Origin of the sequence: Bradyrhizobium sp. DOA1 (assembly GCF_001593325.1) — a bacterium.
In the GTDB taxonomy this organism is placed as follows: domain Bacteria; phylum Pseudomonadota; class Alphaproteobacteria; order Rhizobiales; family Xanthobacteraceae; genus Bradyrhizobium.
Window position 1 is genome coordinate 3,802,016 of record NZ_JXJM01000001.1, and the last position, 15,569, is coordinate 3,817,584.

The 15,569-nt window shown below is 64.0% G+C and carries 16 protein-coding genes and 1 pseudogene; 10 read left to right on the forward strand and 7 right to left on the reverse strand.

What is annotated here, in order from left to right; all coding sequences use genetic code 11:
- Positions 1–13 precede the first annotated feature (13 nt).
- Both SE91_RS18140 and SE91_RS18145 read left to right on the forward strand, forming a co-directional pair.
- On the forward strand, positions 14–1,225 hold the full coding sequence (locus SE91_RS18140) for an acyl-CoA dehydrogenase family protein (protein WP_061848555.1): 1,212 nt from the start codon (positions 14–16) through the stop codon (positions 1,223–1,225).
- Positions 1,226–1,232: 7 nt separating this feature from the next.
- Positions 1,233–2,126, forward strand: coding sequence for an HpcH/HpaI aldolase/citrate lyase family protein (locus SE91_RS18145; RefSeq protein WP_061848556.1), 894 nt, complete (start codon positions 1,233–1,235; stop codon positions 2,124–2,126).
- Positions 2,127–2,151: 25 nt separating this feature from the next.
- On the opposite strand, the gene SE91_RS18150 is transcribed toward SE91_RS18145, so the two are convergent.
- A complete protein-coding gene (locus tag SE91_RS18150; RefSeq protein WP_061848557.1) occupies positions 2,152–3,060 on the reverse strand; it encodes an amino acid ABC transporter substrate-binding protein in 909 nt (302 codons plus the stop codon).
- A 349-nt stretch (positions 3,061–3,409) separates the two neighbouring features.
- Between SE91_RS18150 and SE91_RS18155 the strand changes: the two genes are divergently transcribed.
- The 5 genes from SE91_RS18155 to SE91_RS18175 are packed head-to-tail and all read left to right on the forward strand — an operon-like array spanning position 3,410 to position 7,929.
- The gene (locus SE91_RS18155) at positions 3,410–4,204 is read left to right on the forward strand and encodes an ABC transporter ATP-binding protein (protein WP_236840874.1); all 795 of its coding nucleotides are present in this window, start codon (positions 3,410–3,412) and stop codon (positions 4,202–4,204) included.
- Positions 4,201–4,944 carry an ABC transporter ATP-binding protein gene (locus tag SE91_RS18160; RefSeq protein ID WP_061848558.1) on the forward strand — a complete coding sequence of 248 codons (744 nt, stop codon included), beginning with the start codon at positions 4,201–4,203 and terminating at the stop codon, positions 4,942–4,944. Before SE91_RS18155 ends, SE91_RS18160 begins: the two co-directional genes overlap by 4 nt.
- The gene (locus SE91_RS18165; protein WP_061848559.1) at positions 4,941–5,795 is read left to right on the forward strand and encodes a branched-chain amino acid ABC transporter permease; all 855 of its coding nucleotides are present in this window, start codon (positions 4,941–4,943) and stop codon (positions 5,793–5,795) included. The genes SE91_RS18160 and SE91_RS18165 overlap by 4 nt, the downstream gene beginning before the upstream one ends.
- Entirely contained in the window at positions 5,792–6,769 is a 978-nt protein-coding gene (locus SE91_RS18170; protein ID WP_061848560.1) for a branched-chain amino acid ABC transporter permease, read from the forward strand. The genes SE91_RS18165 and SE91_RS18170 overlap by 4 nt, the downstream gene beginning before the upstream one ends.
- 20 nt (positions 6,770–6,789) lie before the next feature.
- A complete protein-coding gene (locus SE91_RS18175; protein WP_008552575.1) occupies positions 6,790–7,929 on the forward strand; it encodes an ABC transporter substrate-binding protein in 1,140 nt (379 codons plus the stop codon).
- 68 nt (positions 7,930–7,997) lie between these two features.
- Here the strand turns inward: SE91_RS18175 and SE91_RS18180 are convergent, their stop codons facing one another.
- Genes SE91_RS18180 through SE91_RS18195 form a run of 4 tightly spaced genes read right to left on the reverse strand, consistent with a single transcriptional unit; the run spans position 7,998 to position 12,155 of the window.
- A complete protein-coding gene (locus SE91_RS18180; RefSeq protein ID WP_061848561.1) occupies positions 7,998–9,431 on the reverse strand; it encodes an amidohydrolase family protein in 1,434 nt (477 codons plus the stop codon).
- A 15-nt stretch (positions 9,432–9,446) separates the two neighbouring features.
- The gene (locus SE91_RS18185) at positions 9,447–10,472 is read right to left on the reverse strand and encodes an ABC transporter substrate-binding protein (protein WP_061848562.1); all 1,026 of its coding nucleotides are present in this window, start codon (positions 10,470–10,472) and stop codon (positions 9,447–9,449) included.
- A 43-nt stretch (positions 10,473–10,515) separates the two neighbouring features.
- Positions 10,516–11,292: an ABC transporter permease gene (locus SE91_RS18190; protein ID WP_061848563.1), complete on the reverse strand. Its 777-nt coding sequence runs from the start codon at positions 11,290–11,292 to the stop codon at positions 10,516–10,518.
- On the reverse strand, positions 11,292–12,155 hold the full coding sequence (locus SE91_RS18195; protein WP_082813919.1) for an ABC transporter ATP-binding protein: 864 nt from the start codon (positions 12,153–12,155) through the stop codon (positions 11,292–11,294). Before SE91_RS18195 ends, SE91_RS18190 begins: the two co-directional genes overlap by 1 nt.
- Before the next feature lie 191 nt (positions 12,156–12,346).
- Between SE91_RS18195 and SE91_RS18200 the strand changes: the two genes are divergently transcribed.
- The gene (locus SE91_RS18200) at positions 12,347–13,105 is read left to right on the forward strand and encodes a GntR family transcriptional regulator (RefSeq protein ID WP_061848564.1); all 759 of its coding nucleotides are present in this window, start codon (positions 12,347–12,349) and stop codon (positions 13,103–13,105) included.
- Here the strand turns inward: SE91_RS18200 and SE91_RS18205 are convergent.
- Complete coding sequence (locus SE91_RS18205) at positions 13,102–13,518, reverse strand: nuclear transport factor 2-like protein (RefSeq protein WP_061848565.1); 417 nt, start codon at positions 13,516–13,518, stop codon at positions 13,102–13,104. The genes SE91_RS18200 and SE91_RS18205 overlap by 4 nt on opposite strands.
- A 148-nt stretch (positions 13,519–13,666) precedes the next feature.
- On the opposite strand from SE91_RS18205, the gene SE91_RS18210 reads away from it, so the two are divergent.
- Together SE91_RS18210 and SE91_RS18215 are read left to right on the forward strand one after the other, a co-directional pair.
- Positions 13,667–14,908, forward strand: a complete 1,242-nt coding sequence (locus SE91_RS18210; protein ID WP_061848566.1) for an amidohydrolase family protein — start codon at positions 13,667–13,669, stop codon at positions 14,906–14,908.
- A gap of 225 nt (positions 14,909–15,133) precedes the next feature.
- Complete coding sequence (locus tag SE91_RS18215; protein WP_061851185.1) at positions 15,134–15,463, forward strand: hypothetical protein; 330 nt, start codon at positions 15,134–15,136, stop codon at positions 15,461–15,463.
- Here SE91_RS18215 and SE91_RS37690 read toward each other — a convergent pair.
- Positions 15,456–15,569, reverse strand: a pseudogene (locus SE91_RS37690) (NAD(P)-dependent oxidoreductase); the annotation flags it as partial. The gene SE91_RS18215 and the pseudogene SE91_RS37690 sit on opposite strands and share 8 nt — an antisense overlap.

Genomic DNA, 15,569 nt, shown 5'->3' on the forward strand with positions numbered 1-15,569 from the left:
AAGGAGACCAGAGATGCTCTACCCGATGTCGCCAAAAGTCGTCGAGCTCAAGCGCAAGCTCGAGAGTTTCATGGACCGGCACATCTATCCGAACGAGGAACGGTTCTATCGCGAAGCCGAAGAGCTCGGCCCCTGGAAGGTCTTTCCCATCGTCGAGGAGCTGAAGCCATTGGCCCGCGCCGAGGGGCTCTGGAATCTGTTCCTGCCCGAGAGCCATCATGGCGCGGGTCTGACCAATCTCGAATATGCGCCTCTGTGCGAGGTGATGGGCCGCTCACATCTTGCGCCCGAAGTGTTCAATTGCTCTGCGCCCGACACCGGCAACATGGAGGTGCTGGAGCGCTACGGCTCGGAGAAGGACAAGGAGCGCTGGCTGAAGCCCCTGCTTGCGGGCGAAATCCGCTCCTGCTTCGCCATGACCGAGCCGGCAGTCGCGTCATCCGATGCAACCAACATCGAGAGCTCGATCCTGCGCGACGGCGACCATTACGTCATCAACGGGCGCAAATGGTACACGACCAACGCGACCGACCCGCGCTGCAAGATCTGCATCTTCATGGGCAAGACCGATCCGGACAATCCGGACCGGCACAAGCAGCAATCCATGATCCTGGTGCCGATGGACACGCCGGGCATCGAGGTGAAGCGTCCCCTGCCCGTGTTCGGCTTCTATGGTGTACCCGATCGCGCGTCCGAAGTGATCTTCACCAATGTTCGCGTGCCCAAGGAGAACATGCTGCTCGGCGAAGGCCGCGGCTTCGAGATCGCGCAGGGCCGTCTCGGCCCGGGCCGCATCCATCACTGCATGCGGCTGATCGGGCTCGCCGAACGCACCCTGGAAAAGATGTGCCGCCGCGTGCGCAGCCGCGTCGCCTTCGGCAAGCCGGTCTCGGAGCAGACCGTGACGCAGGAGCGCATCGCGGAAGCCCGCATCATGATCGAGCAGGCCCGGCTGCTGACGCTCAATGCCGCCTATGCGATGGACACGGTCGGCAACAAGGTGGCCAAGGCCGAGATCGCAATGATCAAGGTCGCCGTGCCCAACATGGCCTGCCAGATCATCGACTGGGCCATCCAGGCCCATGGCGGCGGCGGCACCTCGAACGACTTCGGACTGACACAAGCCTACGCCACCGCGCGGTTGCTGCGGCTTGCGGACGGCCCCGACGAGGTGCACAGGAACCAGATCGCGCGGTTCGAGCTGAAAAAATATTCGAACGCTTAGAAATTCGATGACCATTCCCGATCCCGACCTCCGTCGCACCTGGCTCTTCGGGCCCGGAGCGGATCGCGCTGCGCATCCGAAGATGCTGGACAGCGGCGCGGATGCTCTCATCGTCGATCTCGAGGACTTTACGCCTCCCGCACGACGCGGCGAGGCACGCAGCCTACTCAACGATTTCGTGCAAGAATGTCGCCGCCGGCAACGCCTAGCCGCCATCCGCATCAATGTCTTGGAAACCGATGGGCTGCTGGATCTGGCAGCCGCCATGACGGCGCGTCCCGACGTCGTCGCCTATCCCATGAGCGATAGGGCGGCCCAAATACACGCCCTGGACGCAGCGATTTCGCATTGGGAAACCCAGCTCGGCCTCGATCAAGGCAGCACGGAAATCCTGCCCATCTGTGAGACGGCGTTGGGAGTGATCGAGGTTCGGACGATGGCCGCGGCCAGCTCCCGCATTCGATGTGCGTTGCTCGGAGCCGAGGATTTGGCCAATGACCTCTGTGCCGAGCGGGGCGCGGATGGCCTTGAACTCGACTACGCTCGAAGGCGCTTCATCTTGGAAGCACGCGCCGCAGGCATCGAGCCGATCGATGCACCTTATACGTTTAGCGACGTCGAGGGCGCCGTTCGCGAGGCAACTCTATCGCGTCGCCTCGGTTACCGTAGCAAATCCCTGATCTTGCCGGAGCATGCAAAGCGCCTCAATGATGTGTTTACGCCGGCAGTCGACGAGATCGCGCATGCTCTCGCAATCGTCTCGGGCTTCGAGGGCGCACGCAACCGAGGCGAGGATCGCGCGCTGGTGAATGGTCTGTGGGTAGAAGTGCCGACCTACCGCAACGCGCGCAGGCTGTTGGAGCGGGCACGTCGCTTGGGTGAGTACCCGAGCGAGCCCTAGCCCGACACTCCCCCTCGTCTCCGCATCAATTTACCGCATACACATCAGGATCCGCGCTCCAGCTCGGCTTCTTGAACGCGTTGCGCAAGGCGGGTGACATCGGGACGTTGTAGTTGAGGCCGTTCGGCGGCGTCGGCGATTGCAGCCATTTCTTGTAGAGCACCTCGATCTCGGGGCTGGCATAGAGCTCCGCCGTTGCGCGGTCGGCGAGTGCCTTGAACGGCGCATCCTCCCGCCGCAGCATGATGCCGTAGGGCTCGGGCTTGGAGAACGCCTCCTCGCTGATCATGTAGGCTTGCGGCTCCTTCGACCGTGCGATCGCAACCGCGAGCTGGACGTCGTCGAGCGCATAGGCCTGGGCGCGGTCGGTCTCCAGCAACAGGAACGCCTCCGCCTGGTCCTTGGCCGGCATCACGTTGATGCCGAGGTTGCGCTCGGTGTTGACCTTGGCGAGCTGCGTCAGATTGACCGAGCCGGCGACCGCAGTGACCGCCTTACCCTTGAGATCGTCGATGGTGTTGATCCTGGCGGCCTTCTTCGCCGCAAATCGGGTCGCGCTGAGGAAATGGGTGTTGGTGAAGGCAACTTGCTTCTGGCGATCGGCATTGTTGGTAGTCGCCGAGCAATGCAGATCGAGCGTGCCGTTGACCATCAGCGGAATCCGGTTCGACGACGTCACCGCGATTGTGTCGACTGCGATGTCTGGCATGCCGAGCTGTTTCTTCACGGCCTCGACGATGCCGAGGCAGATGTCCATGGCGAAGCCGACCGGCTTCTGGTTGCCGTCCAGATAGCTGAACGGGACCGAGGCCTCCTGATAGCCCAGCGTGATCTTCTTGGTCTCCTTGATCTTCTGAAGCGTGCCCGAGAGGTCTTGTGCTGAAGCTGCGCTCGCAAGACATGTCAGGGTCAGGAGAATGGTGGGAAGACGCATCGCAGGGCTCCTCAAGGGGTAATCGGCTGCGCCGCAGCGCAAAGGTTCATAGCCCACGGCCTCGGCGATCGCTAGACGAGGTTCCATCTACCAGCTATCGCGGCTTCATATATGTACCGCAGCGGGAGGCGGGGTTGCGCGGCCACGTCTGGGTTGAGCTCACTGCTGCGGACGCGCCTCTGGTCTGACAACCAGTCAGCACAAGTTTTCACAATTGCCGCGCAATACCTTGCCTCCCGCGAGGCCGCCTTACCTGCGATTTGATTCCGCATCGATTGCCGTGCGCTGCCCCGCCAAAAAGGACCGGTTGCCGCAAGCGCAGCCGGGACAACAAGGGATGGACGGCCGGGTGGCAAGTTCCGGGGAAACGCGTCGCGGCGCGAGCGAGGTGCTGCGCGTCGAAGGACTGACCGTGCAGTATGGCGCGCTCGTCGCCCTGCGCGACGTCAGTTGGTCCGTGCATAACGACGAAATCCTCGGCATCATCGGCCCGAATGGCGCGGGGAAGAGCAGCTGCTTTGCGGCCGTCACCAACGCCGTCACCCATCGCGGCCGCACCTTCCTCGACAGCAGCGACGTCTCGGCGCTCCGGACGTTCGACCTCGCCGGCCGCGGCCTGCGCCGGACCTTTCAGCAGAACTCGTTCTTCGGCGAACTGACCGTCCTGCAGAATGCCGTCTCGGCGATCTTCCGCGATTTCTCGACCAATCTGGCGACATCGCTGTTCGCACCCTGGCGCGAGGCGACCACGCGCCGCGCCGCCGAACTGGCGGCCGCGCAGTTGCTCGACTTCTTCGGGATCGCCCGGCAGTACCACGACCAGCTTCCCGGCGACATTCCCTATGGCGTGCAGCGCCTGCTGTCAGTTGCCCTCGCCTATGGGACCGGCGCAAAGGTGCTGCTACTCGACGAACCCGCTGCGGGCCTCAGCGGCGGCGACATGAAGAAGCTCGCCGACGTCCTGATCGGCCTGCGCAAACGCAACCTCGCCCTCGTCGTCATTGAACATCACATGGACCTGATCATGTCGATCGCCGATCGCATCGTCATGATCGACCAGGGCGCGATGCTGGCGACGGGAACGCCAGCCGAGATCCAACGCGATCCCCGTGTCCGCGAAGCCTATCTGGGGCGCGACGAATGAGCGGCGTGCTCCAGAGCGACAATCTGTCGGTCCGCTATGCCGGCAATGTCGCGGTCTCCGGCGTCAGCATCGGCGTGCCCGCGGGCCGCATGGTCGGTCTCGTCGGCGCCAATGGCGCTGGAAAGACCACGCTGGTCAATGCGCTGGCCGGCTGGTCGCGCGGGCGCGCCGTCGTCACGGGCGGCGTCCAGCTCGAAGGACGCAGCATCGAAAAACTTGCCGCACATGAGCGGGTGGCGCGCGGCCTGACGCTCGTGCCTGAGGGCAAGAACATCTTCGCAGAGCTGACCGTCGACGAGAACCTCGCGCTGGTGCGGCCGCCCGCGGACACCACCGGCCGGCACCTCTTCACCATCCCCGAGGTGTTCGAGTTCTTCCCGCGCCTTGCCGAGCGCCGCACGCACAAGGGTGCGGCGCTCTCTGGCGGCGAACGGCAGATGCTCGCAATCGGGCGCGCCCTCCTCGCCGGCCCGCGCGTGTTGATGCTGGATGAACCGTCCGCCGGCCTTGCGCCCAGGCTAATCACCGACCTGCTCACCCGCATCCGCTTGCTGGTCGATCGTGGCCTACCGGTGCTGCTGGTCGAGCAGAACGTCAAGGCCGCGCTGAAGGTGGTGGACCATCTCTATCTGCTCGAACGCGGCAAGATCGTCGGCGAAGGCCCCGCCGACGTGATGGCGGCCGATCACCGCATCATCGAGGCCTATCTCGGCACCATCGCGGATGGAGCGCCGGCATGAACATCGCGCAGCAGATCATAAATGGCATCGTGCTCGGCTCCGGCTATGCTTGCATTGCGCTGGGCTGGACCATCCTGCTCGGCGTTGCGCGCCTGGTGAATTTTGCCCACGGCCAGCTCTACATGCTCGGCGCCTTCGTCACCTGGTACGCCATCACGAAGCTCGGACTGCCCTACCCGGTCGCCATCCTCGTCGCGATCATCGTGCTCGGAATCATCGGTCTCCTGATGCAAAGCGCGATGATGCGCCTCGTCATGACGCAAAACCTGACCAGCCTGATGATCGTGACGCTGGGCCTCGGCTATGTCCTTCAAGGCGGCAGCGCGCTCATCTTCGGCGGCAATCCGCAGACGTTGCCGGGAACACTGGCACGCGCCAAGGTGGATCTCGGCCCCCTCTGGTTCACCTGGCAGGACGTGCTGGTGCTGGTCGTAACGCTTCTGCTCTATGTCGCGGTCTGGCTATTCACGCAGCGAACGCGGTTCGGCTCTGTCATCCGCGCCGTCGCGGAGGACCCGAAGCTCGCGGAGCTGTTCGGCATCAACGCGAAATTCGTCTATCTCGCCGTCTTCGTGTTCGAATGCTCGGCGGTCGCACTCGGCGCGGCGCTGGTGGCGCCCCGCTCGCCGATCCTGACCAGCATGGGCTTCAACGAGGTCATCATGACCTTTGTAGTGGTCGTGCTCGGTGGCATTGGCTCGATCGGCGGCGCGCTGGCGGCCGGCCTCGGGCTCGGCCTGTTCACCGCCTTCTTCGGCGCCTTCGTCTCGCCGGCCTATACGACGGCGGCGGCCTTTGCGCTGCTGCTCGCACTGCTTGTGCTTCGTCCCGCGGGGCTGGCGACCAAATGACCGCGATCGACAGCCCGCGCCCCACCTCGATCCCATTCCTGCGCTGCGCCGTGATCGCCGCCTTCGTCGTGATCGGCTTCCTCCTGCCGCGTCTGCTCGGCGGCACCCCGGTCGCCTATTCGACGCTGACCACGATCGCGATCTTCGCGGTGATGTGCTACGGCGCAGACATCGTCCTCTCCTATCTCGGCGAGGTCAGCCTCGGCCACACCGTGTTCTGGGCCATCGGGGGCTACGCGGCCGCAAACCTCTCGGTCAAATACGGCCTGAACGGATGGCTCACCGCGGCCTCGACGATCGCGCTGTGCCTTGCCGCAGCCGCCTTCCTTGGCGCCGTCACCTTGCGCACCCGCGAGTTCGTTTTCTCACTCGTCACCTATGCAGCCGCCGTCGTCGCCTACGAGATCGCCTTCAACTGGGACGCCATCGGCGGCTCCGACGGCATCGTCGGCATTCCGCCGCTGAAGCTGCCCATGCTGGTCACCAATTTCTCCGGCGCGATGCAGGAAGACCTCTGGCCGATCGCCTTCGTCCTGCTGCTTCTCACCCTCGCCTTCATCGCCCGCTTCCGTCGCTCGCGGCTTGGCACCACCGCATTGATGGTGCAGATGAACCCGGCGCTGGCCGCGAGCCTCGGCGTCGATCCGCGCCGGATCAGGCTCGCGGTGTTCGTGATCTCCGCGCCGATCACGGGCCTCGCCGGCTGGCTCTACGCCTATCAGCGTGCCTATGTCGGCCCCGACATGTTCGAATCCTACTTCCTCGTCATGATGCTCACGGCCATCGTGCTGGTCGGACGCCGCATCCTGCTCGGCCCCTTGATCGGCACCGCCCTCCTCATCGCACAGCAGAACCTGTTCTCGCTGGGCGGCGACTGGAACAAGATCGTGCTGGGAACGGTGCTGGCGCTGGTTCTGATCTTCTGGCCCGCCGGGCTCGTGGGCCTGTATCGCCGTATCATCAAGAAAACCTAAGACAACATTGGAGGAAGCGCATGCACAAGACGAAACTGGCTCTCGCGCTGCTGCTGGGGCTCGCAACTGCGCCCACGATGGCGCAGGACATCAAGGTCGGCACCATCTTTCCGCTCAGCGGCGGTGCCGGCCCTGACGGCCAGACCGTGACCAATGCGGTCAAGCTCATGGTCCAGCAGATCAACGACAAAGGCGGCCTGCTCGGGCGCAAGCTGACCGTGATCTCCAAGGACGACGAGAGCACGCCCGCTGTCGGCGTCAGTCGCGCCAACGAGATGGTCGCCGAGAAGGCGGACATCGTGATCGAAGGCTGGAATTCACCTGTTACGCTCGCGATGCAGCCGATCCTCGCCCGCGGCAACATTCTCGACTTCACCGCGGTTTCGAAGTCCGACCTGATCCTCAGCGGCGAGACCAACCCCTACGCGATGCGCATCAACAGCTCGAACGGCTTTGATGCCGAGGTCATCGCGAAATACGTCGCACAGACGATGAAGGCGAAGAAGGTCGCGTTCCTCACCCAGAACGACGTCTACGGCAACGGCTTCCAGACCGCCGTCGAGGCCGAGTTCAAGAAGATGAACTTTTCGGGTGAAGTCGTCATGACCGAAAAGTTCGCGTTCAAAGACACCGATTTCCGGGTCCAGCTCACCAATATCAAGGGCGCCAATCCCGACGCCGTCATCGTCACCAGTTCGTCGAATTCCTCCGGCCTTCCCGCGCTCGTCGAGCAGTACCGCCAGGCCGACATCAAATCCACCTTTGTCGGTGCCGTTGGCATCATGCTGAGCACCGTGTACAAGGTCGCAGGCGATGCCAACAACGGCGTGATCTCGGCGGACATCTTCTTCCCCGACCTGCCGCCGTTCACCACCATTCCGGAGAGCGTCGCGTTCGTGGCCGCCTACAAGAAGGCCTATGGCATCGCTCCCGATAAGAGCGCAGCCCTCGGTGCGGCGGCCGTGCAGGTGTGGGCTCAGGCGGTCGAACAGACAAAATCGCTCGATCGCAAGACCGTCGCCGAAGCGATCCGCGGCAAGGCGGTCAAGGGCACCGTGTTCGGCGATGTCCAGTTTCTGCCGAACGGCCAGATGCAGCCTCGCTACGTCGTGTTCAAGGTGGTTGACGGCAAGAACGCCAAGCTTGAGGCGTTGCAGTAGCGGCGACGCTCGATCTCTCCGGGAGCGCCCGCCTCGTCGTCAGGCGGGGCGCTTTCGTTTGCCACGTCCTATTCGCAGGTGACTTGCTGCTCGAACCAGTCGGAGAGGCGCTCCGACACCGACGGCCACATTCGCTGGAAGCTCCCGAGCTTGCCGACATTGGCGCGGTACATGGCCCGCAACTCTCGTTCAATCGCCGGCAGGTCGACGCCCTCACAGACCCCGTCCCTCACGATCGTCTTGCCTGCGACGACGACCTCCTTCACCAGCGATGCGTTGCCACGCGCGAACAGCAGCGCCAGGGGATCGACGGGCATGATCTGGTCGCGATCGAGGCGGTCGAGATCGATCACGACGTAGTCGGCGGGGTTGCCGGCCGCGAGCTCTCCGCTCCCGGGCGCGCCGGTTGCGCGGCGTCCGTTGCGGATCGCGAGCGTAAACATTTCCGCTGGCGTCCATGTCGGCTTGAAGCCGAGGCCGCCATGGATCATCTGCACCAGCCGCATCTCGCGCAGGATGTCGTCGTCCTCATCCAGCGCCAGGCCGTCAACGCCCACTGCGATGGCGCAGCCGCATCCGTGCGCGGCGGCAATCGGCGCGAGACCCGAGCGCAGATGCATGTTCGAACTGAAATTGGTGACGATGCGGGCTCCCGAGGCCGCGATCATCTCCAGCTCATCAGGCCTTGCGTGGATGCAATGCGCGAGCGTCAGCCGATCCGAGAGGAAACCGATGTTGCGCAGCCAACGCACCATGTCCGGAAAATGCTGGTCGGCCCAGGCCCGCTGGTACACCGTCTTCAACAGATGCATGTGGATGCGGCGGCCGGTCCGCGCCGAGTTCTCAGCCACCGCCTCCAGCAGTGGCTTCGAGCACCATTGCACGCCGGCAGGCCCGAGCTGAACGTCGACCATCGGGCCGGCGATGGCGGCGGCAATGGCGTTCGTGAGCTCGATGTATGCTCTCGGGGGCATCGGTGCGCGGACGAAGAGATCGTCGATGATCTTGCGGTCGTCGCGCGACAGACCCGAGAGCACCGGCTCGGCATCGCCATAGACGATCGGATTCTGGTCGCGCACGGCCATCGCAAAGGCGATGCGGATGCCGACGTCGGACGCTGCTCTCGCGACGGCCTTGGCCTCATCGACCAGAGGCATCGTTCCGCTCGGGCGGGTGTAGTGCACCATCATGGCCGCGCAGCCGGCCTTTGCCGAGCGAGCCAGAGCGGAAGCTGCGGTCAGATAGGGATCGACCGGCGTGCCGAGCGCGGTCCGTAGGATCCAGCTTTCCAGGGGCATGCCGACCGCACCGAAAGACGATGCGGTGGCGCGGGCGTGGTCGTGCGCATTGACGAAGGCCGGACTGACGAAGGAGCGCGGCCCAGGCCCCGCTCCTTCGGAGATTTCGGTAATGAACCCGCGATCGTGCCGCATCACGACGTTGTCGCAGGTTCCGAGATCAGGGCCACGGAACAGGCTGGCTGCCGAAATCTCCGTGGCCATGAACGCCTCCTGGGATCAGTTGGCCGTATATACCAGCTCCCGCTCCGCGCGGGCCGGCAGGAATTCGCGCGAGAACACTTCCGCCGGCGTCGGGGCGCGGGCGAGCTGGTAGCCCTCGACCACGATGCCGATGGCACGCGCCATGCGGTCGTCCTTGATGTCGCCGATGCCGATCTCCTTCATCTCGGGCGACACGATCAATTTTTCAAAGGAATATTGCAGCCGGCGCTTCTCGACATCCGCGTTGATGAGGTTGTCGTAGTTCACCGCCGCCTTCATCCCGGCATTCTGGTCCTTGGCGACGGCGATCGCACCCTTGTTGATGGCACGCACCAGGCCTGCGACGGCCTTCGGGTTCGAGGCGATCAGCTTGCGCGAGACCATCACGCCGTTGGAGTAGAGATCGAGGCCGTACTCACCGAACGAGAACCATCTGAAGTCCTTGTCCGGGTCCTGGCGGTTGAGCACCAGGTTGAAATAGCTGGTGATGTTGAAGACGAGGGCTGCGTCGATATCGCCCTTGATCAACATCGGCTCCTGCAGGTTCGGCGCCATGTTGGAGATCTTGATCTTCTCGCCGTCGAGTCCGTTCTTGCGCGTGAATACCGGCAGCAGGCGCGTCGTGGGCGTGCCCTGCGCGCCGCCGAGCGTGCGCCCTTCGAAATCCTTGATGGTACTGATGCCGCTGGTCTTCTTGGCGACGATCGCGAACGGCGGCTGGTTCCACATCATGTAGACCATCACAGGCGCATCCTGCGGCTTGGCCGAGGCGTTTTCGAAGATGGCGTTGACGTCGCCGAAGCCCGCGTCATAGGCGCCGGACATGATGCGCGTGACGGTGGCCCCGGAGCCTTCGCCCTGGTCGATGACGACGTTGAGGCCTTCCTCTTTGAAATAGCCGTGGTCCTTGGCGTAGAAGAACGCAGCATCGCTGCCCTGCGTCTTCCAACCCAGCGTGAACTTGATCGTGGTGTCCTGGGCCAGGGCCGCGCCCGTGGTCAGAGCCAATCCTACGATCGTGGCAGCGACTTTTCTCAACATCGAGATCTCCTCAGCTTCGTTGCGTGATGATTGTTCAATCGGGTCAGGTGGCGATCACGTCGTTCTTGCGCGTCGCCCAGCCGGTGACGCGGCCCTCGATCAGCGAGAACACGACGTAGAGCGCGACGCCGAGACCGGCGAGCACGAACAGCCCGGCGAAGACCAGCGGCACGTTGAAATTGGAGGACGCGGTCATCATGACGTTGCCGATGCCGCGGTTGGAGGCGACCGTCTCCGACAGCACCGCACCGACGAAAGCATAGGAGATCGCAACCTTCAGCGAGGCAAAGAAGAACGGCATGGTACGGGGCAAGCCGACATTCCAGAGGATGTCGAGGTTGCTGGCGCCGAGCGCCTTCAAGACGTCTTCGAGCTCGGGCTCGGTGGTGGCAAGGCCGGTTGCGATGTTGACGACGATCGGGAAGAAGCAGATCGACAGCGCGGTCAGCACCGCCGGCACCGTGCCCGAGCCGAACCACAGCACGAAAATCGGCACCACCGCGACCTTGGGGATCGAGGAGAAGCCGATCAGCAGCGGATAGCAGGTGTCATAGGCGGTCTTGGACACGCCGATGATGGCGCCAAGGGCCACGCCGAGAGCCACACCGAGAACGAATCCGAACATCGTCGTAGCGAGCGTCTGCACGATATGCGGCCACAGCACCGGAAAGCGCTCCACCAGTGTCACGAACACCTGCGAGGGCCGCGGCAGCACCAGATCGGACATGCCCGTCATCAGGCAGAACAGCTCCCAGGCGACGAAGAACAGCACGATCAATCCGGCCGACCACGCCTTCTGCCTGACATCGATCCCGAACATCAGCCTGCTCCCTGCTGGGCCGCGGTGCGCGCATCCTCGATGAAGGCGCGCAGCTTCTGGTTCAGCGCAACGAAATCCGGCTCGAAGGTCATGGCCACCGTGCGCGGGCGCGCGAACTCGACGCGGCTGTCGTCGAGGATGCGGCCAGGACGCGCGCTCATCACGCAGATGCGGCTGGCGAGGAAACCAGCTTCGCGCAGATCGTGCGTCACCAGCAGCACCGTCGGCTTGCGACTCATCCAGAGCGTTTGGAGGATCGCCCACAGCTCTTCGCGCGTGAACTGGTCGAGCGCGCCAAAGGGCTCGTCCAGCAGCAGCATCCGCGGCTCGTGGATCAGAGCGCGACAGAGATTGGCGCGCTGGAGCATGCCGCCGGAGAGCTGCCAGGGATAGCGGCTGCCGAAGCCCTTGAGGCCGACCTGCTCTAGCAGAGCATTGGCCTTGTCGCGGAATTCGGTCTTGCGCAGCTTGCGGAAATTCGAGCGGAACGGCTCGACGATCTTCAGCGGCAGCATGATGTTCCGCTCGATCGTCATCCAAGGCAGCATGGTCGGATTCTGAAAGGCCATGCCGACCCGCATCGCCCGCGCCGCCACCTCGCGGCCGCCGACGATGACGACGCCGCTGGTCGGCTGCACGAGGCCGCTGACGAGACGCAGAATGGTCGATTTGCCGCATCCTGATGGGCCGACCAGTGCGACAAACTCGCCCTCGGCGATCTTGAGCGTGGTCTTCGACAGCGCGGGCACGGCGCGGTCGCCGCGCCCGAAGGTGACGGAGGCCTCGGACAGCTCGATGGCGGTAGCCGCGCCGGCTTCGAGAACGGGCGGCCCGTCAAACTGGACGTTCGGTTGCATGCGCATCATGGGAAAAGTGCATGCAAGCTGGATGCCAGCGCGCATATCCCTCGAAATCAGCAGCTTGCCCGAGAGATCCAGCCGTTGAGCGGATTCGATTTAGGCAATCCGGACGTCGAACTGCATGCATTTGGAGCGCTGGATTGTGCCAGGATGTGCTAGGGAGAGGTTTCGACCGGTATCGCAAGGATTCGCCGATGGCGGCCCGCCCCAGCAGCAAAGCTTCTGAATCGTCGGACAAGGTTAGCGTGATCTGCCGCGCCCTGCGTCGCGCGATCATCGAGCAGGCGCTGGAGCCCGGCGCAAAGCTGCCGGAGGACGCGCTCGGCGACCGCTTCGGCGTCAGCCGCACCATCGCCCGCCACGCGCTCGGACAGCTCGCCGCCGAAGGCCTGGTCGAGCTCCGCCGCAACCGCATCGCGGTGGTGGCGACCCCGAGCTGGCAGGAGGCGCGCGATGCCTTCGACATCCGGATCCAGCTCGAAGGCCTCGTCGTCCGCCAGCTCGCCGGCAAGCTGAGCAAGAGCCAGATAGCCGAGCTGAATGCCCATGTCGACGCCGAGGACCGCGCGCGCGGCGGCACTGATGCGGCCTCGATCCGGCTCGCCACCGAATTCCACATCCTGCTCGCGCATATGACGAACAGTCCGATCCTGGTGCGCTATGTCAGCGAGGTCGCCTATCGCTGCTGCCTGACCCTGTCGCTCTACAGCCGGCCGCATTCGACCGAATGCGCCGTCAACGAGCACCGTGCCATCATCTCCGCGCTGGCCAGAGGCGACGAGACCAAGGTGATGGAATTGATGCACCATCATCTGGATTCCGTAGCCAATCGTGCGCTGGTGGCTCCCGCCCCGCAACGCGGCCGCGACCTGCTCGATATCCTCGCGCCCTATGCCGACGAAGCGACGAGGGACCGTATCGTCAAGCTGCCGAAGGTCGTCCGCAGACGCTAAGCCTCGATCCCACGCTGGACCAGGATCCGCTCGGCACTGTCATTCCAGACGTCCATCTTCACGATCTGGCCGCCCCGCACCACGAAGCGATCGACATAGCGATTGCCTTCGAACGGCGTGCCGTCCATCCACTCGCCATAGAGCGTGCCGACGCTGTAGACGACGGTCTCTTCCGCCCCCGGGCATACGTCGAACCGGTCCATCTTCTTCTTGACCCAGCGATAGCGCTTCGCGTTGAAGCCGGTCGGCCCGCGCGGATGATCGAACTCGCGTCCGCCGGTGAACGTGATCACCGTGCCCGGCTTCATATAGGCCGCAGCGGCGTCGGGATCCGGGATCATCGAGGCCGTGAGATAGGCTTCGACGATCTCGGCGTCAGTCAGCGGACGTTCGGCTTTTGCGGGGGTGGACATGGCGAATTCTCCGGGATGACGACATCCTACAATCTTCGCTCCAGACTGTATGCACATTTTTCGAACAGTTTGAGGCCAGAATTGCACACAATCTGGAGCTGCCCGCGCCGGCGGCTTCCGATAGTCTCTCTTGGCTGAGCCTGACTCCATGACCACCCAGACCGCCCTCGACCTGATCTTCCGCAACGCGCTGCTGCGATCATCCGCCGGCCCCGTCGATATCGGCGTGAAGGGCGGTCGCATTGCCGCGATCGAACCGCGGCTCGCTTGCGACGCCATCGAGCTCGATATCGGCGGCCACCTCGCCCTGCCCGGCTTCGTCGATACCCATATTCATCTCGACAAGGCCTGTCTGCTCGGCCGCTGCGGGCATGACCACGGCAGCGTCTCGGACGCCATCCGCGCCGTGGCCGCAATGAAGCGGGATTTCACCGTCGAGGATGTCTATGCGCGCGGCGCCCGCGTGCTCGAACGTGCGATTGTTCACGGGACGACGCGCATGCGCACCCATGTCGAGATCGATCCGCGCATCGGCTTGCGCGGATTCGAGGCGGTCCGGGCGCTGAAGCGCGATTATGCCTGGGTGATCGATTTGTCGCTCTGCGTCTTCCCGCAGGAAGGCCTGACCAACGACCCCGGCAGCGAAGAGCTGCTGATCCAGGCGCTGCGCGACGGCGGCGAGGTGATCGGCGGTTGCCCCTACATGGACACGGATCCGACCGCCCATCTCGGACGCATCTTCGATCTCGCGCAGGAGTTCGACGTCGACGTCGATCTCCATCTCGACTTCGATCTCGATCCCTCCTGGTGGCATCTCGACGAGGTCTGCCGCCAGACCGAACGGCGCAACTATGGGGGGCGCGTGGCGATCGGCCACGCCACCAAGCTCTCGGCATTGCCGCCCGAGCGCATGAAGTCCGCCACCCTTCAGTTGGCAAAAGCGGGCGTTGCCGTCACCGTGCTGCCGGCAACCGATCTCTATCTCATGGGGCGCGAAGCCACGCACAATGCGCCGCGCGGATTGACGCTCGCCCACAAGCTCGCCGGCGAGGGCGTGGTGTGCTCGGTCGCCACCAACAACGTGCTCAACCCGTTCACGCCGTTCGGCGACGCCTCGCTGCTGCGCATGGCGAACTTCTACGCCAATGTCGCGCATGCCTCGGTCAGCGATTTCGACACCTGCCTCGATCTCGTCACCGAACTGCCGGCCCGGCTGATGAACCTGCGCGATTACGGCATTGAGGTCGGCAACCCCGCCGATCTCATCGTGCTCGACACCCAGGACAGACGCTTCGCCGTCGCGGAACTGCCTGAGGTCGTGATGGGCTTCAAGGCTGGCCGGCAGACATTCGAGCGGCCGCGGCCGAATCTGTTCCGTCCGCGGAGCTGACATCGCGCGCCCGCGGCGACATTTCATCCACCGGCAGGGCCGGCTCGGCGCTTTCAGCGGTAAGATTGTCGGGATATTGCCTGGCATAGGCCGTTTCCGTCTTATTTTACCGCGATTTAGCCCGGTAGAATCCCGGTCCGTAGCGCCACGCGTTGCAAGACCCGCCGCACCGACCATAACTAGCACTTGCCCTGATCATTGCGTGCGATGGGGACGAGTATGGATATGTTCAGCGCATTCAGCAGCATCGACTATCATTCCATCAAGGCCGGAACGCCCGTCGATACCGCGGTGAGGCGGCTCGACGGCATCGGCCATGTTCTGTCGGATCTCGATATCTCGGGGATTCAGACGCTGGACGACGTCAACCGTACGCTCTGGACACTCGACGCCGCCAACAAATGCGTCCGCGCGGTGCTGGCGGAATTCCGCACGCAGGCGGCCGCGGAGCAACTCGTCCGCAAATCCAGATATCTGATCGACCTGATCGAACGCGCGCGCGACCAGGTCGTCAGCTTTCAGGTCCCGCGGCACGGTCTTGAGCTGATTATCTGATACGGTTGATCTTCGACAGTATCCGGTCCGCCTCGGTGCGCCAGTCGGCGCTGCGGGCGAACTCCTTGGTGCCCCGGGTGCCGAACAGACCTTCATCGGCGAGATC

What these genes read in the sequence shown, in the direction of transcription:
- SE91_RS18140 (WP_061848555.1), top strand. Translation starts at nt 14, where the DNA reads ATGCTCTACCCGATGTCGCCAAAAGTCGTCGAGCTCAAGCGCAAGCTC.
- SE91_RS18145 (WP_061848556.1), top strand. Translation starts at nt 1,233, where the DNA reads ATGACCATTCCCGATCCCGACCTCCGTCGCACCTGGCTCTTCGGGCCC.
- SE91_RS18150 (WP_061848557.1), bottom strand. Translation starts at nt 3,060, where the DNA reads ATGCGTCTTCCCACCATTCTCCTGACCCTGACATGTCTTGCGAGCGCA.
- SE91_RS18160 (WP_061848558.1), top strand. Translation starts at nt 4,201, where the DNA reads ATGAGCGGCGTGCTCCAGAGCGACAATCTGTCGGTCCGCTATGCCGGC.
- SE91_RS18165 (WP_061848559.1), top strand. Translation starts at nt 4,941, where the DNA reads ATGAACATCGCGCAGCAGATCATAAATGGCATCGTGCTCGGCTCCGGC.
- SE91_RS18170 (WP_061848560.1), top strand. Translation starts at nt 5,792, where the DNA reads ATGACCGCGATCGACAGCCCGCGCCCCACCTCGATCCCATTCCTGCGC.
- SE91_RS18175 (WP_008552575.1), top strand. Translation starts at nt 6,790, where the DNA reads ATGCACAAGACGAAACTGGCTCTCGCGCTGCTGCTGGGGCTCGCAACT.
- SE91_RS18180 (WP_061848561.1), bottom strand. Translation starts at nt 9,431, where the DNA reads ATGGCCACGGAGATTTCGGCAGCCAGCCTGTTCCGTGGCCCTGATCTC.
- SE91_RS18185 (WP_061848562.1), bottom strand. Translation starts at nt 10,472, where the DNA reads ATGTTGAGAAAAGTCGCTGCCACGATCGTAGGATTGGCTCTGACCACG.
- SE91_RS18190 (WP_061848563.1), bottom strand. Translation starts at nt 11,292, where the DNA reads ATGTTCGGGATCGATGTCAGGCAGAAGGCGTGGTCGGCCGGATTGATC.
- SE91_RS18195 (WP_082813919.1), bottom strand. Translation starts at nt 12,155, where the DNA reads ATGCGCATGCAACCGAACGTCCAGTTTGACGGGCCGCCCGTTCTCGAA.
- SE91_RS18200 (WP_061848564.1), top strand. Translation starts at nt 12,347, where the DNA reads ATGGCGGCCCGCCCCAGCAGCAAAGCTTCTGAATCGTCGGACAAGGTT.
- SE91_RS18205 (WP_061848565.1), bottom strand. Translation starts at nt 13,518, where the DNA reads ATGTCCACCCCCGCAAAAGCCGAACGTCCGCTGACTGACGCCGAGATC.
- SE91_RS18210 (WP_061848566.1), top strand. Translation starts at nt 13,667, where the DNA reads ATGACCACCCAGACCGCCCTCGACCTGATCTTCCGCAACGCGCTGCTG.
- SE91_RS18215 (WP_061851185.1), top strand. Translation starts at nt 15,134, where the DNA reads ATGTTCAGCGCATTCAGCAGCATCGACTATCATTCCATCAAGGCCGGA.